Annotated in this window: 20 protein-coding genes; 19 read left to right on the top strand and 1 reads right to left on the bottom strand. The window is 45.2% G+C overall.

What is annotated here, in order from left to right; translation table 11 throughout:
* Positions 1–379: 379 nt before the first annotated feature.
* From FFM78_RS09630 to FFM78_RS09540, 19 genes are all read left to right on the top strand, one after another.
* Positions 380–1,429, top strand: a complete 1,050-nt coding sequence (locus FFM78_RS09630; protein ID WP_137638229.1) for a sulfate ABC transporter substrate-binding protein — start codon at positions 380–382, stop codon at positions 1,427–1,429.
* Positions 1,430–1,434: 5 nt separating this feature from the next.
* Positions 1,435–2,259: a sulfate ABC transporter permease subunit CysT gene (cysT, locus tag FFM78_RS09625; RefSeq protein ID WP_137638228.1), complete on the top strand. Its 825-nt coding sequence runs from the start codon at positions 1,435–1,437 to the stop codon at positions 2,257–2,259.
* Between the two features lie 4 nt (positions 2,260–2,263).
* On the top strand, positions 2,264–3,064 hold the full coding sequence (locus tag FFM78_RS09620; RefSeq protein ID WP_137638227.1) for a sulfate ABC transporter permease: 801 nt from the start codon (positions 2,264–2,266) through the stop codon (positions 3,062–3,064).
* A 45-nt stretch (positions 3,065–3,109) separates the two neighbouring features.
* Complete coding sequence (locus tag FFM78_RS09615; protein ID WP_137638226.1) at positions 3,110–4,165, top strand: ABC transporter ATP-binding protein; 1,056 nt, start codon at positions 3,110–3,112, stop codon at positions 4,163–4,165.
* A 15-nt stretch (positions 4,166–4,180) separates the two neighbouring features.
* Positions 4,181–5,866 (top strand): adenylyl-sulfate reductase subunit alpha, encoded by a 1,686-nt coding sequence (locus FFM78_RS09610; protein ID WP_263390752.1) that lies wholly within the window; start codon positions 4,181–4,183, stop codon positions 5,864–5,866.
* The gene (locus tag FFM78_RS09605; RefSeq protein ID WP_137638224.1) at positions 5,850–6,173 is read left to right on the top strand and encodes a 4Fe-4S dicluster domain-containing protein; all 324 of its coding nucleotides are present in this window, start codon (positions 5,850–5,852) and stop codon (positions 6,171–6,173) included. The genes FFM78_RS09610 and FFM78_RS09605 overlap by 17 nt, the downstream gene beginning before the upstream one ends.
* 79 nt (positions 6,174–6,252) lie before the next feature.
* A complete protein-coding gene (cysD, locus tag FFM78_RS09600) occupies positions 6,253–7,053 on the top strand; it encodes a sulfate adenylyltransferase subunit CysD (protein WP_137638223.1) in 801 nt (266 codons plus the stop codon).
* Between the two features lie 56 nt (positions 7,054–7,109).
* Complete coding sequence (locus FFM78_RS09595) at positions 7,110–8,795, top strand: sulfate adenylyltransferase subunit 1 (protein ID WP_137638222.1); 1,686 nt, start codon at positions 7,110–7,112, stop codon at positions 8,793–8,795.
* An 11-nt stretch (positions 8,796–8,806) separates the two neighbouring features.
* A complete protein-coding gene (locus FFM78_RS09590) occupies positions 8,807–10,420 on the top strand; it encodes a nitrite/sulfite reductase (protein ID WP_137638221.1) in 1,614 nt (537 codons plus the stop codon).
* A 17-nt stretch (positions 10,421–10,437) separates the two neighbouring features.
* Positions 10,438–10,887, top strand: a complete 450-nt coding sequence (locus tag FFM78_RS09585) for a flavodoxin domain-containing protein (RefSeq protein ID WP_137638220.1) — start codon at positions 10,438–10,440, stop codon at positions 10,885–10,887.
* Between the two features lie 43 nt (positions 10,888–10,930).
* Entirely contained in the window at positions 10,931–11,629 is a 699-nt protein-coding gene (locus tag FFM78_RS09580) for a sirohydrochlorin chelatase (protein WP_137638219.1), read from the top strand.
* Between the two features lie 69 nt (positions 11,630–11,698).
* Positions 11,699–13,108, top strand: a complete 1,410-nt coding sequence (gene cobA, locus FFM78_RS09575; protein ID WP_137638218.1) for a uroporphyrinogen-III C-methyltransferase — start codon at positions 11,699–11,701, stop codon at positions 13,106–13,108.
* A 129-nt stretch (positions 13,109–13,237) separates the two neighbouring features.
* Positions 13,238–13,699 (top strand): precorrin-2 dehydrogenase/sirohydrochlorin ferrochelatase family protein, encoded by a 462-nt coding sequence (locus tag FFM78_RS09570; protein ID WP_137638217.1) that lies wholly within the window; start codon positions 13,238–13,240, stop codon positions 13,697–13,699.
* Positions 13,699–14,985 carry a glutamyl-tRNA reductase gene (hemA, locus tag FFM78_RS09565; RefSeq protein WP_137638216.1) on the top strand — a complete coding sequence of 429 codons (1,287 nt, stop codon included), beginning with the start codon at positions 13,699–13,701 and terminating at the stop codon, positions 14,983–14,985. The genes FFM78_RS09570 and hemA overlap by 1 nt, the downstream gene beginning before the upstream one ends.
* Positions 14,986–15,903, top strand: coding sequence for a hydroxymethylbilane synthase (gene hemC / locus FFM78_RS09560; protein WP_137638215.1), 918 nt, complete (start codon positions 14,986–14,988; stop codon positions 15,901–15,903). It abuts the gene before it with no gap.
* 28 nt (positions 15,904–15,931) lie between these two features.
* Positions 15,932–16,903, top strand: coding sequence for a porphobilinogen synthase (gene hemB / locus FFM78_RS09555; RefSeq protein ID WP_137638214.1), 972 nt, complete (start codon positions 15,932–15,934; stop codon positions 16,901–16,903).
* 14 nt (positions 16,904–16,917) lie between these two features.
* Positions 16,918–18,210, top strand: a complete 1,293-nt coding sequence (hemL, locus tag FFM78_RS09550) for a glutamate-1-semialdehyde 2,1-aminomutase (protein ID WP_137638213.1) — start codon at positions 16,918–16,920, stop codon at positions 18,208–18,210.
* Positions 18,211–18,335: 125 nt separating this feature from the next.
* The gene (locus FFM78_RS09545) at positions 18,336–19,064 is read left to right on the top strand and encodes a uroporphyrinogen-III synthase (RefSeq protein ID WP_137638212.1); all 729 of its coding nucleotides are present in this window, start codon (positions 18,336–18,338) and stop codon (positions 19,062–19,064) included.
* A gap of 65 nt (positions 19,065–19,129) precedes the next feature.
* Positions 19,130–19,723, top strand: coding sequence for a GNAT family N-acetyltransferase (locus FFM78_RS09540; RefSeq protein WP_171001871.1), 594 nt, complete (start codon positions 19,130–19,132; stop codon positions 19,721–19,723).
* A gap of 50 nt (positions 19,724–19,773) precedes the next feature.
* Here FFM78_RS09540 and FFM78_RS09535 read toward each other — a convergent pair whose 3' ends face one another.
* Positions 19,774–20,430 carry a VTT domain-containing protein gene (locus FFM78_RS09535; protein WP_137638211.1) on the bottom strand — a complete coding sequence of 219 codons (657 nt, stop codon included), beginning with the start codon at positions 20,428–20,430 and terminating at the stop codon, positions 19,774–19,776.
* Between the last annotated feature and the right edge of the window lie 209 nt (positions 20,431–20,639).

Raw genomic sequence — 20,639 nt, 5'->3', positions numbered from 1 at the left:
GCTTTGACTATGCAGCAGAAGTTGATTAGGATGACTAGTAATCAAATCGTTAAACCAAGGCAAGATGAGTACAGCTATAACATCGTTAAGCGAGTTCCGTGTGGTGAAAGGGAGCCGATGGTTAGTTGGAAGATGGTCTTACTTAATATTTGTTTGTGAGCCTTTTGGTTAGCAGGCAACGGTAGCAACCGTTATTTTGTAGCAGAGTGTGAACAAGCATTCTGTATGAGGTTTTAGCTGTGAGGCTAGAACAAATTAAGGTGGTATCACGTCAAAACGTCCTTTTCCGTTTGGAGAAGGGCGTTTTTTTATTTTTATTTAAGCTATAAAGTCGCTGCAAACTCAGTAGGACCCATTTGCAAATAACGGAGGTGAATCAATGCACTGGCAAAAGTATAACTGGTGGTGGCGGTTGGGCTTGGTCCTTGTATTACTCAGTGCTTATGGCGTGTTATACCAATGGCGTCTAGCTCAGGCCGGCGCCAACAGTACAGGAGCAACGGTGACCTTAACCAATGTTTCCTATGATTCAACCCGTGAGTTTTATCAAGCCTATGACCGGGTTTTTACTAAATATTGGCAGCACAAAAGTGGTAAGAAAGTGACCGTTGCTGTCTCCAATGGTGGTAGTGGTAAGCAGGCTAACACTGTGATTGACGGTAACCAAGCCGACGTGGTCACTTTGGCCTTAGCACCAGATATTACGAGCATTCAAAAAGCCGGCCTACTGAATAAAGGTTGGCAGCAGCGTTATCCCGCTAATTCAGCGCCCTATACGTCAACAGTGGTGTTTCTAGTACGTAAAGGTAATCCCCAGCAGATCAGCGGTTGGGCGGATCTGTTGAAGGCAACGGTCAAAATCGTGACTGCCAGTCCTAAGACTTCCGGTGGTGCCCGCTGGAATTATCTGGCGGCTTGGGCTTATGCCATCAAGCGGTACCACAGCCCCAAAAAGGCCCGTCAATTTGTTAAGGCTATGTATCAAAATGTGACGGTTTTAGATTCCGGTGCACGTGACGCCACCACTACTTTTGTAGAGAATGGGCAGGGTAATGTGCTAGTGACTTGGGAAAATGAAGCTAAGCTAGTTTGTCAACAACATCCTGGTAAATATCAGATCATCACGCCGAGTATCAGTATTAAGGCCGAGCCCAGTGTGGCGGTGGTAGATTCTGTTGCAGCGCAGCGTGGTACAACAAAAGTCGCCCGTGCCTATATTAAATATTTGTACTCACTTAAAGCGCAGCGCCTGGCCGCACAAAACTTTTACCGCCCGACTGATCAAAGTGTGGTTCACGCCTACCGCAAGGATTTTCCCAAGCTACAATTAGTGACGATCGACGATCCCATGTTTGGTGGCTGGGCCAAAACAGAAAAAAAGCATTTCGCTACTGGCGGTATTTTTGATCAAATTTATGGGGGAGGCTGAAACATATGCAGCAAAAATGGCAACGAGTGATCCCCGGCTACTATTTTAGCTTGACCCTGACCTTACTCGGTTTAGGCCTGATCGTCGTATTACCTTTGACCGCTTTATTGATCTCCGGTTGGCAGGTGGGTGCGCCCCGCTTTTGGCATGAGGCTACCCAACAGCGTGTGCTGGCTAGTTATTTGATCAGTATCAAAGGTGCCGCCATTGCTGCGTCGGTCAATACAATTTTTGGCTTATTGTTGGCCTGGGTTTTGACCCAGTACACTTTTCCTGGCAAATGGTTACTGGATAGTTTGTTAGATCTACCATTTGCTTTACCGACGGCAGTGGCTGGAATCGCCTTAGCCTATCTTTTTTCGGATCGAGGTTGGTTAGGGCGATTAGTGGCACCATTGGGTTGGCAGGTTTCTTACACGTTTAATGGGATCGTGGTGGCCATGATCTTTGTGACGTTACCCTTCGTGGTTCGTGAAGTGCAACCGGTGTTGGCAAAGTTGGATCCCAGTGTCCAAGAAGCTGCGCACACCTTAGGGGGAAGTACCTTCACGATTTTACGCTTGGTCGTTCTACCAGAAATTTTACCAGCGTTAGTGGCCGGATTTGGGTTAGTGTTCACGCGTTGTTTAGGTGAGTATGGCAGTATTGTTTTTATTGCTGGTAATCAGCCTTACCGTACTGAGATCACGCCGTTATTGATCATGTTTAAGCTAGAAGAACATTCGTATCAGGGCGCCACCGTTTTAGCGTTAGTAATGTTGGTCTTTTCCTTCATTTTTAATTTCATTATTCATAATTGGCAGCGCCATTTATTGCGGCGAAAGGGGTGAAGGTATGCAGCTTTTACAAGCAAAAAAAGTCAAATGGTTATTGTTAGCCATAGCCTGGTTGTTTATTTTTGGGATTTTGATTTTGCCACTGGCCTTGGTTGTCATGCAGGCCTTGGCGTTAGGCTGGCGCACTTACTTGACGACCATCAGTAGCTTAGTAACGCTGCAAGCGGTGAATTTAACGGTTGCTGCCACTGTGATTTCATTGTTGTTCAACTTAGTATTTGGTATCAGTGCGGCATGGTTGCTTACATTTTATGATTTTCCCGGTAAACACTTGTTAAATGCGTTGATCGACCTTCCTTTTTCGGTATCACCAGTGATCGTTGGCCTGATCTTTGTTTTAACTTTTGGTCAAACTGGGTGGCTGGCGCCGTTATTTACGACCATCAAAGTACAGATTATTTTTGCACCGCCAGCGATTTTTTTGACCACGATCTTTGTTACTTTTCCCTTTGTCGCTCGGGAATTAATTCCCGTGTTGGCGGCTAAAGGGCGTGAAGAAGAACAAACAGCCGCCTTATTGGGCGCCAGCGCTTGGCAAATCCTGCGCCAAATCACGTTTCCGGCACTTAAGGCGCCACTAGCCACTGGCCTGGTTTTAGCGACGGCTCGGGCCTTAGGTGAATTTGGGGCCGTCGCTGTAGTCTCTGGAAGCATTCGGGGTAAGACCTTGACGCTTTCGTTACTGGTACAAACTTTATATAACAATTTTAAGTTTAAACAAGCATTTGTGGTGGCAACGATTTTACTAGGTTCGACATTGGCAGTTGTTATTTTAAAACGCCGCTTATTACGCGAATGAATTAACAGCACGATGGCTAGTGTATTTTACCTAAGGAGGAAGACAATGTATATCCAATTAAAAGATATTTCAAAAAGTTTTCAGCGCCGGCAGATTTTACACCAGATCAATTTTGGGGTCAAGGAAGGTAGTTTGACGGCCTTACTTGGACCTAGTGGTAGTGGTAAAACTACGATCTTGCGTATTCTAGCTGGTTTAGAGCCGGCGACTAGTGGCTCTGTTGCTGTGGCGGGGCAGGTGGTTGATGAATTGACTCCGCAAGCCCGCGGAATTGGTTTTGTTTTTCAAAATTATGCTTTATTTCGTTACTTAACTGTCTACGATAACATTGCTTTTGGTTTGCGTACCCAGCATTGGTCACTGCGCCAAATTAAACAGCGTGTTGCTGAATTGTTGCAGTTAACTGATTTAACGGCTTTGGCGCAGCAATACCCAGAACAACTATCTGGTGGGCAAAAACAACGCGTTGCTTTTGCCCGTGCGATCGCGCCTAATCCGAAGGTTTTATTACTGGATGAACCTTTTGCAGCGCTAGATACGCAGATTCGCCGTGAATTGCGTGTTTGGTTGAAGCAATTGATCCACCGAGTTGGAATCACCAGTATTTTTGTGACCCATGATCATGAAGAGGCCATGGAAACGGCGGATGAAATTGTGGTGATCAATCAAGGCCGCATCGAACAGATTGGGACACCGATGACGATCTATAATCAACCGACTAGCCGCTTTGTTGCTCAATTTATTGGGCAATCCAGTATGTTACAGGCACCTCATTTACAAGGGTTTGCCTTGCCAGCGCAGCAAGATTTTCGCGCCTATATTCGTCCCGAACAAGTTCAGGTTTTTAAACGCAACGAAAGCCAACCGCTGGCTGTGGCTCTGGAACAAGCAACGGTGATCAGTTCCACCTTTAGTGGCGCCGTAGTTAGTGTCAAATTAAAATGGCATGCACAAACGTTATTGGCTAATCGTTCACCGGCACAACCACCGTTATTTAATGGCGAAAAGGTTGTTCTTTTTATTCAACAAGCCTTGATTTTTACAACTGAGTGTAGCGAGTTACAGCGTAATCAGCAATTAGCCGCGGCGTATGCCTTATAACTGGAGATGACAATTGTGGAACAAAAAGTAATTACAACTGATCTACTGGTGATTGGTGGTGGCACTGCAGGTTGTTATGCCGCTTGGCACGCCGCGCAACTTGACCCTAATTTGCGGATCACAGTCGTTGAAAAAGCTGATATTCGGCGCAGTGGGTGTTTAGCGGCCGGCGTCAATGCTTTAAATGCGTACATTACCAAAGGCAAAACGCCAGATTTTTATGTTGATTATGCTAAAAATGATGCCGCTGGGATCGTCCGGGAGGATTTGTTGTTGACCTTGAGTCAACGGTTGAATCACGTGACCGCCGAGTTAGAGAAAATGGGATTAGTGATCTTAAAAGATGCCAATGGGGATTATGTAACCCGCGGTGATCGTAACCTTAAAATCAACGGTGAAAATATTAAGCCACTATTGGCTCGTGCCGTGCGTAAACACCACCAAATTAAGGTAATCAACCACGTTAATGTCGTTGATTACTTAGTGGCCGGCCAACAGATTTATGGTGCAGTTGGGTTCAGCACCACTGCAGCGGAAGCGTATGTATTTCACGCTAATGCCGTTATTATTGCTACTGGCGGTGCCAGTGGCCTATATCGGCCTAACAATCCTGGCTTTTCTAAACATAAAATGTGGTACCCACCATTTAATACCGGTGCTGGTTACGCTATGGGGTTGCGGGCTGGTGCGGAAATGACTACGTTTGAAATGCGGTTTATCGCGTTGCGGTGTAAGGACACGATCGCGCCTGTTGGCACTATTGCTCAAGGTGTCGGTGCCAAGCAGATCAATGCTCTAGGTGAAGTTTATGAACAAAAATATGGCCTACGCACAGCGGAACGCGTTTACGGCACCGTTCAAGAAATGCAAGCTGGTCGCGGGCCGTGTTATTTGCAAACTGATCAGATCACGCCGGCGCAAGAGCAAGATCTATATCATGCTTATCTAAATATGGCGCCAGCACAAACCTTGAAGTGGTTGGAAGCTAAACGGGGACCGCGTCAGCAAAATGTGGAGATCGAAGGCACTGAACCGTATATTGTCGGTGGGCACGCGGCTAGTGGTTACTGGGTCAGTACTGAGCGTGAAACCACGATTCATGGACTGTTTGCGGCTGGGGATGTGGCCGGTGGTGCACCGCAAAAATACGTTACTGGCGCTTTAGCTGAAGGTGAGATTGCTGCTGAAGCGGCAGTCAAACGATTGCAGCAGATTAATATATCAGAGCCACCAGTGATTGCCACACAGATCGCGGTTATTTTACAACAAGCGCAGCGTTATTTACAGCGCGACAACAGCATCTATAAAGTTCGTGAACTTGAAGAGGCTATGCAAAAAGTGATGGATAGTTATGCGGGTGGGATCACAACACATTATGAATATAACGGCCAGCAATTAGTTTTGGCGCAACAAAAAATCGCGCAGTTGCAACAGTTGAGCGAACAAATGGCGGCCAATGATATGCACGAACTGATGAGCTTGTACGAAGTGCGTGAACGCTTGCTGATTTGTCAATGTGTGATCGCTCACTTAGCAGCGCGTAAAGAGACTAGGTGGCATAGTTTTGCCGAGAACTTAGATTATCCTCAACAGGATCCGCGATTTGATAAATATGTTAATTCAATTTATCGCGCTGGCAAGATTCAAATTATTTTCCGTGAGTTGGTTAAAAGGAGGCAGCGCTATGAGCATCAAAATTGATCGTGATCTGTGTATTGGTTGTGGGCGCTGTGTCGATATTTGTCCCGGTAACTTGATTCAAATGGTGGGTGAAGGCAAGAATCGTAAAGCTGAAATGAAGTATCCCGATGAATGCTGGGGTTGCATTTCTTGTATCAAAGTGTGTCCCGTTCAAGCAATTAAGTTTTATTTAGGCGCTGATATTGGGGGCAATGGTGGCGCCTTAGTGGCTAAGCCAGAGCGGGCAGTGATTCACTGGTCAATTTACGATCAAGACCGTATCACCCAGGAAATTGATATTGATCGGCGTAACGCCAATAAATATTAAGCAACTCGTGTCTATTATATTAGTGTTCAAAATCTATTTTAAGACCCGCTCTAGAAAATAAAGAAGGAGTTAAAAAGCTATGGATCATTTAGATGAATTAGAAGCTGAAAGCATTTATATTTTTCGCGAAGCATATAAAAATCTCGGTAAATTAGGCCTCTTATGGTCGATCGGCAAAGATTCAACAGTTTTATTGTGGTTGGTGCGCAAAGCCTTTTATGGGCATACACCATTTCCGTTTATTCACGTGGATACTAGTTTTGAAATGCCAGAGGTTTTGGCCTATCGCGATCGGGTAGCTGCTGAATTAGGTTTGGATTTAATTGTTTATACCAACCAAGATGCTGTTGATCAGGGTATGAATCCCAAGTTAGGCCGTTTAATGTGCTGTGGCGCACTAAAAACCGTAGCTTTGAACCAAGTGGTGAAAAAATACAGTTTTGATGGTTTGATCGTTGGCGTGCGCCAAGACGAAGAAGGTTCCCGCTCCAAGGAACGGATCTTCTCTGAGCGTAACCAACAAGATAAATGGGATTATACGAATCAACCACCAGAATTATGGGATGAATTTAAAACTGATTTTCCTAAGGGTAACCACATTCGGGTGCATCCATTATTGCACTGGACGGAATTAGATATTTGGGAATATATCCAACGCGAAGGGATTCCGATCATTGATCTATATTTTGCTAAAAATCATCACCGTTACCGCAGTTTAGGATGTGCCCCTTGCACCGGAACCATTGACTCTGATGCTAGTACTGTTAGTGAGATCATTGCTGAGTTGAAACAAACTAAGATCAGTGAACGAGCCGGGCGGGCACAAGATCAGGAAGATGCCTACGCAATGCAAAAGTTACGGCAGTCTGGCTACATGTAAACTGTGCCTAAATAAGCACCATGCCAGTAGCATAAGTAACTTACAAGGAGGATCTTATGGAAAATTCAGAATTACACATTGTCATGGTTGGTCATGTTGATCATGGTAAATCAACCGTTATTGGCCGCTTACTTTATGACACCAAGGCTTTACCAGAAGGGACCGTTGATAAGGTCAAACGGATCGCTCAAGAAACTGGCAAACCGTTTGAATATGCCTATTTACTTGATGCGTTTGAAGAAGAACAAAAACAGGGCATCACCATTGATACGACCCAACTAAAATTCCACACGGCCAGCCGGGAGTACGTGATCATTGATGCACCAGGGCATAAAGAGTTCTTAAAAAATATGATTTCTGGTGCCTCAGATGCTGAGGTGGCATTTTTGATCGTGGATGCTGCGCGGGGAGTAGAGGAACAAACTAAACGTCATGCTTATATTTTACGCTTATTAGGAATCCGGCAAATTTATGTTTTGATTAATAAGATGGATCTGGTGGATTACGAACAAACACGTTTTGTGGCTGTAAAGGCGGAAGTTGCTGCTTTCTTGGCCACATTGCAGTTACAAGCTGCAGGTTTTTTGCCAGTTTCGGCTTATTACGGTGAAAATTTGGTACAACATTCCGCAAAAATGCCTTGGTATACCGGTAAAAGCTTTATTGCCACTTTAGATAGTATTAAGGCTAAGCCAACATCCAGTGATCAACCGCTACGCTTGCCGATTCAAGACGTCTTTAAATTTGATCAACGGCGGATTATTGCTGGGCGAATCGAAGCTGGTGAGCTGCAAGTTGATGATAAGATCAAGCTTTATCCCAGTGGTCGTGAAACAGTGGTCACTGAATTTGCCAATTGGGCGTCCCGGGACGCGAAGGTTGAAGCGAGTGTTGGCCAATCGGTGGGGATTCAATTACAGGATGAATTTTTTAACCAACGCGGGGAGATCATCACGCGCAGTAGCGATCAACAGCAGCCAACGGTGACTAACGTTGTTCAAACCAATTTATTTTGGATGGGCCAAGCACCGCTAGTCACCGGCCAACGGTATAAATTAAAAATCGCGACGCAACAAGTGATCGCCCGGGTACTAAAAGTTTTGAAGGTGACTGATTCCAGCACGTTAGCTACCCGGGAGGACGCAACTAAAGTTCAATTAAATGATGTTGCTGAAGTTGTTTTTCAAACTGAAACGCCGCTAGTCTATGATTTATTTACGCAGCAACAAGTTACTGGACGTTTCGTGATCGTTGATGGCTATGACGTAGCTGGTGGTGGGACGATCACCGAGCATTATCAGGGCGATACCCAGCTAGATGGGGCAATTTTCAGTACGGATGGGCAAGATTATCAACTTAATTTGTTTGATCAGTATTGCTTAACCGCCGGTGGTCAAGTGGTGACCCACGAGTATCAAGGTCATTATCAAATTGGCGCTGAATTACCCCTTAAAGGATCTGGCTATGCTTATCCCACTGATTTTGCAATTTTATTGGCCGAGCAGGATCGGGTTTTGACCGTTAAAGCTGGTCGTTTTTCTGGAAGTCAGGCGCTGACTGATTTTCGCGTGCAACTTCCAGTGGTAGATTCACGCGGGGCACAACTTAATTTAACTGCACCGGCGGATCTAAAGGCGTATTTAACGGAGCGAGAGAGTTTAAACGATAAAACGAAAACAACATTCTATCAGAAATGGCTGGACTTTAATGCCTACCATCAAATTGTGATCGAAGATATCTAGGGGGCTTAATTATGAGTTATCAAGTAACGTGGGCGGCAGCTAAACTCAATAAAAATGAACAAAGTAAATTAAAAGAAGATGGATTAGATGTTTTTCGTGATTTACCTGAGTTGATCAAGCAGCCTTTTGCTGCGATCGATAAAAGTTATTATATGTACTTCAAGTTTGCCGGTCTGACTGTACAAAAGCCGCAAGAACAAGGCAACTTTATGATGCGGGTCAAAATTCCTGGTGGCATTATCAATCTGCAACAAGCACGCCATTTAGCGACGATTGCTGAAGAATATGGGCACGGCTATCTTGATTTAACGACGCGCCAGGCAGTGCAGTACCACTGGATTCCCTTTGACAAATTACCGCAAATTTTTGCTGGTATCAATGCGGTTGGCCTGACTACCCAAGGAGCAGAAGGCGATATCACACGGAATGTGATCGCTAATCCGCTGGCCGGTATTGATCCCGATGAACTATTCGACACCCGGCCCGCGGTTCGGCGCGTCCATCGACTATTTCAAGGTAATCGTGATTATTCGAATTTACCGCGCAAATTCAAGATCTCGATCAACAGTAATATTTATAATGCTGGTAACGCTGAAATCAATGATCTAGCCTTTATTCCAGCAATCAAAAGAGTTAATGGTCGCAAGATCAAGGGCTTTAATCTTAAGGTCGGTGGTGGTCTGGGCATGCGCCCGTATCTAGGATTGGGACTGAATGTTTTTGTCACCCGTTCCCAAGTTGTGCAGGTGGCCGAAGCGGTGGTTCAATTGTACCGGGATAATGGCTATCGTCGTAGCCGAACGAAAGCACGGCTTAAGTTTTTGATTCAAGATTGGGGTGTCGCTGAATTTGAAACTAAATTACGGGAAAAAGTACCTAATTTAGCCACTGCTGGTGAAAGTGCGGTGATCGGTTGGTCGAATGGTACAGCCTTAGGCATTCATAAGCAACGTCAATCCGGCTATTACTATGTTGGCGTCAGCATTCCCGCAGGTCGCTTAAGTGGTACTGATTTTAGTGCCTTTATTGATCTAGCTGCGCAATACGGGCGTGACGAGCTTCGCTTTGATCATGGCCAAAATTTGATCATCCCTTATGTTGCTACCGCTGACTTAGCCGCTGTTAAAGCAGCGCCAATCTTTAAAAAGTTTTCTTACCGGCCCCATAATTTAGTGGACTTTGGGACGACTTGTACCGGTGCCGAATATTGTAATTTAGCTTACACCCATACGAAAGAAATTTTTGCCCCGTTGCTTAAACGCCTGGATAAGCAATTTAGTTTTAGCCAGCCAGTACATATTACGTTAACTGGCTGTGGCAACGGTTGTGCGCATCGAAGCATTGCTGATATCGGTATCGAAGGAACTGCGGCCAAAACTAAAACCGGGCAGCGAGCGGAAGCCTTCAAAATCGCTGTCGGTGGGAGCCTGTTAGCTGGTGGTCATTTTACTGAGACTTTAAAAGGTCACATTTTTACCGATCAACTGTATGGCGCTTTAGCGGCTTTATTAGTTGATTATCAAGACCAACAATTAAAAGCAGAAACTTACTATGCCTATTTTCAGCGGCTTGGGGTTGCCCATTTTCAAGCAATTTTAGATCATTACTTGGCGCAAAGTGTGTAAAATAAAGGAGCCTTAAAATGAAAATTAAAATAATTTATACTAGTTTGACTGGTAATACTCAGGAGGCAGTGGCGGTTTTAAGCGCCGCTTTAACGGCGCTCGCCGCACAAGTTGAAGTTTTTGACAGTGAGGATGGTATTGAAGTAGCTGATTTTTTCAATGACGCCGATGCTTATGTGTTAGCCAGCTTTACGGATGAGGATGGCCAGTTGCCTGACGGTATTTTAGATTTTTATGACGACCTTACCGATTTTGATCTTACTGATATACCAGTAGCGGTTTTAGGGACTGGTGACACAACTTACGCCGATTTTTGTCGTGCTGTCGATGTTTTAACTGATCAGTGCCAGGAAGATGGTGCACAATTAGCAGTTCCCAGTTTAAAAATTGAATTGGCACCGGATGCTGCAGCAACACAAGAAATTAAACGCTTTGCTCGCCAATTGACCCAGCAAATAGCGGCTTAGGCGACTACTGAATTATTTAAATGCTAAAAAAGGTGGTGCCATTTTGACTCAGGGAATTTTATATGTGTTACACGGACGACGAAATAAAGTACCACAGGCAAATTTAAATTTATTACGTGAATTAATGCAGACTTTGGCACAGCCCCAGGCAGTTGGCTTTTTAGAAGGTCAGCAACAAACATTGGAGGCTAGCTTTGTCAGCCTCCAACAACAGGTACAACAAGTGATCGTGGTGCCGGTTTTATTATTTGCGGCGACCCATGTGCGCCAAGATATTCCGCAGCGCTTGCAAGTAATTAAGCAACCGGAAGTGACGCTGACGGTCGTTAAGCCGCTGGCAACTACGGCGGCCGTTTATACTTTTCTACAACACCAGTTGACTGGGGCGATCAATGCTAATCCGGGGCGGTCGATTTTATTGATCGCTCACGGGACACCGCATTTTGCGGAACCTTATCAACAGCTGCAAGCATTAGCTGGACGTTTACAAAATGAATTGCAAGTAAAGGTTACGGCCGCTAGTTATATTGGGCACCACCGGTTTACTGACTATTTAACCGCAGATGTTGGGCCGTTGATCGTACAACGCTTATTTTTAACCGATGGACGAATCGCCGGTAAAATTAAACAGGCGGTCCAACAACAAGTACCAACGGCTATTTTCTTACCAACCTTGGAAAATCAAGGGGCAGTTAAACACGGCATCTTAGAACGTTTAATGGCAGTCGATATGTCGGTTTAAGTATCAGTTAGCTGCAAATTCAAGTAGGCCAACTGTATTTAGTTTGAAAAAGATAAGGCGATGATGAATATGAGCGGCTTGGTTTCATTAGTGGGCGCTGGTCCAGGTGATCCAGAGTATTTGACGCGATTAGGCGAGCGGCGCTTAAAAGAAGCCGACGTTGTTTTTTATGATCGCTTAGTTGCACCGGAATTATTGCGGTTAGCCAGTCAGGCACAATTGATCGATGTTGGTAAGCTGCCTTATTTTCATAAAGTCAAACAAGGGCAGATCGAGCAGTTATTGATCGACTACGCCCAACAAAATAAGCGCGTCGTCCGTCTGAAGGCTGGTGATCCGTATGTTTTTGGTCGTGGTGGTGAAGAAGGACAACACTTAGCTGCTGCCGGAATCACCTTTGAAGTTGTTCCCGGACTGACCAGCGCGTTGGCTGGCTTAGCTGCTGCCGGAATTCCGATCACTCACCGTGATTATGCCGCTAGTTTTCATGTGATCACTGGCCACCGCCAAAGTGGCAACACCGCCTTAGATTGGGCCAATATTGCGGCACAAGAAGGAACCTTAGTTTTTCTAATGGGAATGAGCCAGTTGCACCAGATCGTGGCAAAATTACGCCAACATGGCAAAGCCGCCACGACACCTGTTGCAGTTATCCAGTGGGCAACCCAGTGGAACCAGCGGGTGGTAACGGCGACTTTAGCTACGATCATTAATGTTGTCCGGCAGCAAAAGCTAGGCGCACCAAGTTTGATCGTGGTCGGAGCTGTGGTTAAACTGCGATCAGCATTACAGCCGCCAAACACGCCACTGACGGGTAAGCATCTTTTGATTCCGGCAGCGCAGTCCACGACTTTGACGACGTTATTACGGGATCAAGGGGCCTTTGTTGATCATTTTAATCGCAGCACGGTACAATTTTTACCCATTGTCTTACCGAATCTTCAGCGGTATCAAACTTTAGTTGTGACGGATATGGTAGCTTTTACACAATTCAAAGCACAGTTATTGGCGGCTAAATTAGATTTACGGGTATTGGCGGCGTTACGATTAGTGGTAACCACCCAGCGTGTGGCGGTTGGTTTACGGCATTTAGGCTTGCTAGTTGATGCGCAGATCAGGCAAATCGAATTGGCGTTAACGGATCCGGGTGCCTTATTTTTAGGAGCGGCCGATACCAAGCCGGCACTTGCGGTTGACGGCGCTACCTGGTTATCGTTGTATCGCCACGTATTACTACGGCAAAATCAGCTTCGGCCGCGCCAATATCAGGTCGCTATTTTTACCAGTACCCAAGCGGTGAATGATTTATTTAATAGTGTTGCTCCCAGCCAGCGTCAGCAATTACGGGACTTGCCTAGTTTTGCATTTGGCGAGCAAGTGACAGCAGCATTGTTAGCTCAAGGCGTTCAGCGTGTTTATACTAGTCAGCCTAGTTATGCGGCATTATTAACGACGCTTACCAACTGGCTGCGGCAGTGAGCAACTAAAAAGTACTAAAAAGGAGTTGGCTTTGGCTTTATGGCGGGCAACTAACGGCTAAGGTCAGCTTCCAAAAATATGCTAAACTAACGATAAGCTAGATAAGCAGGTTAAAAGTGGTGAACGATAATGTATCCAGTGATGCTTAATTTAAAAGGAAAGGCAGTGTTAATAGTAGGTGGGGGTAACATTGCTGCGCGCAAGATCAGAACACTGCAGGCAACTGGAGCGGTGATCACAGTGATCAGTCCAACATTAAGTGCTCAAATTGATCTTCAACAGATCAATTGGGTCGCCCGTGCCTACCACCCCAGTGATTTAAATCACGCCAATTTGATTTTTGCCTGCACAGACGATCCGACCATTAATACAGCAATTAGCCAGGCAGTTCATGCTGGTCAATGGGTCAACAATACTGGTGATAAAACACAGTCTGATTTTTATAATATGGCGGTTGCAAAAAGTGGTCAGGTCACAGTGGCTATTTCAACTGGTGGGCGGGCCCCTAAGCTGGCTAAACGAATTCGGCAACTTTTACTGCTTTGGTTAATTGCGCAACCCTGGCAAAGGGAAAGGAGTGAACGTGACTGATGTATATTATTTATCTTAATTTAGATTATCAACGCCTGCCATTGGCGTTACGAGAACAATTCACCTTTACGACCCAAGAATTGGTCCAAGCAGATCAGCAATTAAATCAAGAAAAAAGTGTCCTTGAAAATGTGATTTTATCAACCTGTAATCGAACAGAAATTTATGCGGTCGTCGATCAGCTTCACACTGGTCGTTACTATTTAAAACGTTTTTTAGCCAACTGGTTCAATGTTGAGCTAGCAACGATCAATACCTATGTTAAGTTTGAAGAACAAGCCGCGGCGGTGACCCATTTGTTTCGTGTTGCCAGTGGCTTGGAGTCGCTGCTCGTTGGTGAAGCACAAATTCTAGGCCAGGTGAAGCGTGCTTTTTTTACTGCACAGGCTAATGGTACTACTGGGGCAATTTTTAATCATTTATTTCAGGCGGTGATCACCTTTGCTAAGCGGATGCATGCCACATATAAAATCAGTGAACATTCAACCTCCGCCAGCCAAGCGGGTTTGCATCGGATCAAAACGCACTTACAATCATTGACGAATAAACAATTAGTGATCGTTGGCTTGGGTGTGATGGGACGACAGGTACTGGACAACGCGTATAGCATGGGTTTTAGTCGAATTATTTTGGTTAATCGGACCTTGAGTAAAGCTCAAAATATTGCCAGTAAGTTTGGCCGGCAAGTAAGTGCGGTACCATGGTCACATCTGACGGCTGTTTTGGCGCATGCTGATGCGGTGATCACTGCGACTGCCGCTACCCAACCGATTATCGTACAACAAACATTAAGTTCTTTTCAGGCGGATTTAATATTGATCGACCTTGGCGTTCCGCGTAATATAAAGCTATCCACATCATTGGCTACAATATTACCATGTTATGATATCGATCAATTAACGACGATCGTGCAGGCCAATGATGGCCTACGGCAGCAGTTGGTCCAAAAAATCAACCTGGCGATTCCCGCGGCGGTACAAGCCTATTACCTGTGGCAACAGCAGTTACATATTGTACCAGTGATCAAGGAATTACGTGAATCAGCTTTAGACATTCAAGCAACAGCCTTAGCTAGTTTGCAACGTAAATTGCCTGAACTGGATGAACACGAACTAAAAGTGATTCGTAAGCATATGAAAAGCATTGTTAATCAGATGATCAAACAACCAATCAAAACGGTTAAGGAATTGTCAGTGACGGCCGCTGCTGAAAGCGACATTGCTTTTTTTGAGCAAATTTTTGGATTAACTGGTGCGGAAAAAGTCGTCAACAAGGAGGTTGGCTAAATGAAGACGACATTTATTATTGGCACCCGGCAAAGTAAGCTGGCTTTGTGCCAAGCACAATTGGTTCAGCAACAGCTACAAATCAAGTTTCCCCAGGTGAATTTTCGGCTGCAGCCGATCGTCACGGAAGGCGATCGTAATTTGCAGGCCAGTTTACAAAAAATTGGCGGTAAAGGAGTGTTTGTTAAAGCTATTGAACAAGAATTATTGGATCACAAAATTGATTTTGCGGTGCACAGTTTAAAGGATGTTCCACCGGCTTTACCAGCAGGACTTACCATTGGTGCGGTGCCTAAACGCGCCTCAGCCTTTGATTGCTTGATCACAGTGATGCCGTTACATTCATTGGCCGATTTACCAGCACATGCACGCATCGGTACCAATAGTTTGCGGCGTAAGGGTCAATTATTACACTTGCGACCTGATTTGGAGATCATCCCGATTCGCGGTAACGTGGATACACGCCTGGCTAAAATTGCTAGTGAAAATTTGGCGGGGATCGTATTGGCCGAGGCTGGATTGGATCGGTTGGCAGTAACGATCACGCCCTATTATCGCTACTCCCTAAAACTGGATATTTTACCAGCCGTAGGTCAAGGCGCAATGGCAGTGGAGTGTCGCCAAACTGATACGGACACGTTATCCTTGTTAGCGGCGATCAATGATCAGGCTACTGCCAGCTGTGTTCAGATCGAACGGGCGTTTTTAAAAACCTTAGGCGGTAGTTGCAGTTTTCCAATCGGTGGTTACGCGACACAAAATGCGCTTGACTATAAGTTTAAGGGACTGATCGCGGCAGCGGATGGCTCGGCTTGGTACCCACTAGAGAATCGCGGGCCATTAAGCGCTAAACTAGGCCAAACTGCGGCAGCAACTTTGATCGCACAAGGTGCTTTAGCTGCTTTAGATATTAAATAAAATTAATTAAAAAGGAAGTTTGATCAGTATGACTCAATTTGATCGTCATCGGCGTTTACGTACTACAGCGGCATTAAGGGATTTAGTTCGAGAAAATCGGGTGACCCGTGACGATTTGATCATGCCCGTTTTTGTGGTCGAAGATTTAAAGGGTAAGCAAGAGATCAGTTCAATGCCTGGTGTTTATCAATTTGGCCTAGACACGCTCTCAGCAGAAATTAAAGCGATCACAGATCTCGGGATCAAGGCGATTATTTTATTCGGGTTGCCTAGTCATAAAGATGATGTTGGTACAGGTGCTTGGGCGGATGATGGTATCGTGCAACAGGCCACACGCCAGATCAAGGCCGCCTTTCCTGATCTGATCGTGATCGCTGATACTTGTCTGTGTGAATACACGGCAACTGGCCATTGTGGTGTGGTTGACGAAAATGGTTACGTTCTGAATGATGAATCTTTAAAATTATTAGCTAAAACGGCAGTCAGTCAAGCCCAGGCGGGTGCCGACATCATTGCGCCTTCCAATGCCATGGATGGCTTTGTGACGGCAATTCGTCAAGGCTTGGATGAAGCAGGTTTAGTCAATACACCGATCATGTCTTACGCGGTTAAATATGCTTCTAGTTTTTATGGTCCTTTCCGCGATGCCGCTAATAGCGCGCCGGCTTTTGGCGATCGTAAAACGTACCAAATGGATCCAGCCAACCGGTTAGATGCACTCCGTGAAGTGGCTAGCGATGAAAAGGAAGGCGCCGATATGGTAATGGTCAAGCCATCCATGGCCTTTGGTGATATTTTACGGGATGTCCGTGAGCAAACTAATTTACCATTGGTCGCTTATAATGTTTCTGGTGAATACGCAATGGTCAAAGCAGCGGCGGCTAATGGTTGGATCGATGAGGCTAAAATCGTCAACGAAATTTTAACCGGTATGAAGCGTGCTGGCGCTGATTTGATCATCACTTATTTCGCCAAGGATGTTGCGGCACGCTTAGTTTAACGAAGGAGGCACCTATGCATAATTTTACTAAATCTAAACAAGCCTTTGTTGAGGCAAGTCAATTAATGCCCGGCGGCGTCAATAGTCCAGTGCGGGCTTTTAAAAACGTCGGTGGTGACCCGCTTTTTATTGATCACGGGAAGGGTGCCCATATTTATGATCTTGATGGCAACGATTATATTGATTATGTGATGTCGTGGGGACCTTTGATCCTAGGCCATGCAGATGATAAAGTTGTGGCCGACTTACAGGCAGCGGTGACCCAGGGTACCAGCTACGGTGCACCGACTTTGTTGGAAAGTCAACTGGCTAAAATGATTCAGCAATTAGTGCCTTCCATTGAAATGCTACGAATGGTTTCTTCCGGAACAGAAGCGACAATGAGTGCGATTCGTTTGGCACGTGGCTACACTGAGCGTGATAAAATCGTTAAATTTATTGGTAATTATCATGGGCATAGCGATTCATTGTTAGTTGATGCTGGATCAGGTCTAGCTACCTTTAACATTACCAAGTCACCGGGAGTACCAGAAGCCTTAGCCTATGATACTTTGACGGTACCCTACAATGATGAGGCCGCTATTAAAAAGGTATTCGCTGCACATGGGGATGAAATTGCGTGTGTGATCGTGGAACCGGTAGCGGGAAATATGGGCGTTATCCCGGCGAAACAGTCCTTTTTACAAACTTTACGGCAAGTCACCAGTGAACACGGTGCCTTATTGATCTTTGATGAAGTGATGACAGGGTTCCGAGCGGCTTTTCATGGTGCGCAGTCATTATATGGCATCACACCCGATTTAACTACCTTAGGCAAAGTTGTTGGTGGCGGTTTACCAGTTGGTGTTTTTGGCGGGCGTCGTGAAATTATGCATCAGATCACGCCTGATGGACCAATTTATCATGCGGGAACGCTGTCAGGCAATCCTTTAGCAATGACTGGTGGTATCAGTACATTAAGTCAACTGAACGAAGAGCTATATGCGGCTATGTCCCAAAAAGTGACGCGGTTAATGGTGGGGTTGAACGCGGCCGCGCAAAAGTATCAAGTGCCAATTATCACCCATCATGTCGGCACAATGTGGAGTTATTTTTTCAACCAGCATGAAGTTGAAAACTTTGCGGATGTCCAACAAAGTGACCAAGCCTATTTTGCTAAATTTTATAAGGCTTTGTTGCAAGCTGGCATTTATACCGCTCCGTCTCAATTTGAAACTAACTTTATTTCCACCAAACATACTGATGCTGAAATCGAGCAAACGATCGCTGCTTTTGAGCAGGCTTTTATGACTGTTAGTCACACTTGATCAGTTAATTACTGTGATCTAGGCATCCTTGGTTATTTTTACAAGTCATTGTGTAGCTATTATTTCTAAACTTAAGGAAGTTATAGCTGCTTTTTGTTTACGTTTTATGAAAGTGGGGCGTTGCAATGGCAATTTTGATCACGTATCCGCAGGCTAAGATCCCACTAATTTGGCAACAACGTTTAGCTGCTCAGTTGCCAGTGATTTACTATCCGTTTCGGGAGCTGATTTTTTGTCCATTAACTGGTCAGGCGCAAATGGCTTTGCGGCAGGCAGACTACGTGGTGCTCACCAGTGGGTATGCGGCAGCTTGCTTAGTGGCCCATTATGCCGAATTGGTTCGGCAAGCGACCTTAGTCGTGCTCAGTGCTAAAATAGGCCAGCAGGTGAACGGTTGTGGTAAAGCGGTGCTCATTGCCCCACAGCCCCAGCAACAAGCGCTGATTGCTTATTTGGCGCAAATTCGCCGGCCGCAGCAACGGGTCATCGCCTTGGTTGGTAATTTGACTCGCTTAAGTGGTGGGGTTAACTGGAAGTTGCTACCTATCTACCGTAATCAGTGGTCAACCACTGCTGCTGCAGAGGCGCAAACTAAGCTAGCAGGCCTTTCAATTCAGCAAGCACTGATCACCAGTCCTTCTAATTTCTGCCGTTTTTGGCAAGTCTACCGGCAACCACAACTACCTCACTTTGTTGCCTTAGGGACAACGACGGCCCAGGTTATTCGTCAGCAAGGCCTGGTAGTGCAAGTGCCACCGCCGCAGCCGCAGCCGCAGCCACATTTGTTGACAGCCGCCTTGACCTTGTTAAACCAAAATTTGGCCGAAAATAAGCCTACATTTTTTGACAAGTAAAAAAAGTTTAGGTATCCTTAACTTACGATGGAAGTAGTGGAAGTAAAAAATAAGAAAGTAGTGTTATTGTGATAATCCGTGAAGCAACTCCTGATGATGCGGGCCAGATAGCCCCCTTGATCAATTTGATCTATGATGAAATGCAACTGGATGAATTGGAAGACGTTCCTGAAGGTGACTTACTGAAGGTCATCAGGGCAGCTTACCGAACGCCGACATACTTGTCGGGGGCGGCAACTACCGTGGTGGCCGAAATCAATCACCAAATTATCGGTGTGGCCTTCGGTTATCCGGATAAAAACGAAGATACCGTCGATGCTGTGTTGACTAAAATTTCCCGGCGCGTTAAAAGTTTCCAAACTCAGCCGTTAACGCCGGATCCTGAGGCATTTAAAAACGAATGGTACCTTGATTCAATTGCCGTTGACCCTAACTATCAGGGTCACGGGATCGGTAGCCAGTTGTTACGAGCTTTACCGCGTTTTGTTAAAAATACAGGTATGGCAACGATTGGCTTAAACGTTGATTTTACTAATCCTAGTGCGAAACGATTATATCAGGGACATGCATTTGAAACGGTGGGAACTATGATGATCGGAGATCACCGCTATTATCACATGCAACGCAACTTAAAACGAGCCACCGCAATGGCCAGTTAACTAAAAAATCGTTTAGACTAAATTGTCTAAACGATTTTTTGTTGCCTGAATTAATCAGCCGCTTTAGCTTTAGCGCTAAAACGACTTTTCAGAAAGCCAACAACGGCGGGGATCAATGAGATCACAATAATACCTAAAATGATCGCAGAAAAATGAGCTTTGACTACAGGAATATTGCCAAAGAAGTAACCAGCGCCACTACAAAGCGCGACCCACGCAATACAAGCAATTAAATTATAACGAATAAACTGACGGTAAGAGAAGCCGGAACCAGCGGCAACAAAAGGAACAAAGGTCCGAATGATCGGCATGAAACGGGCTAAAATAATTGATACTGCACCGTGTTTATCGAAGAAGGCCTGACCTTTAGCAAGGCTGTCTTCATTGATAAAGTGGCGGAACCATCGATAGCGAGAGAGAATGCGCTCTGCATTGTGACCGATCCAAAAATTAGCGGAATCGCCACCAACACAAGCTAGTAAAAAGATGGTGATGAACAGACCAATACTTAAATGATATTCGGAATTCGCTGCTAAAGCACTGGCAGCGAATAATAACGAATCACCAGGTAGAAAGGGTAAAATAACGGCCCCAGTTTCAATAAAAATGATCGCAAATAAAATAAAATAGGTTGAGTTTCCAAAAGTATTGACGATTGTAACCAAGTGGCTATCAATGTGCAAGATAAAATCGATCAACATACTCATAATTCAATTTTCCTCCAATGTTAGCGTGAATCAAATCTGTTATGAGTGTAGCAGAAAAAAAGGTCACTGTCTGCTTTTTTTCTAGCTTTTTAACGCTTTCGCAAGAAAAGGTTTGGAGACAGTTTGGAGATGGATTTTAGACAAGGTGGTCGGATTAAATTTCGTATTAGTTGCTAAGAAGCTGCAAAGTTTCTGCACACTGACTTAAG

It is taken from the genome of Loigolactobacillus binensis (genome assembly GCF_005405165.1).
GTDB classification, from domain to species: domain Bacteria; phylum Bacillota; class Bacilli; order Lactobacillales; family Lactobacillaceae; genus Loigolactobacillus; species Loigolactobacillus binensis.
Note: the sequence above shows the minus strand (reverse complement) of the source record. Positions and strands in the feature narration are given on the sequence as shown.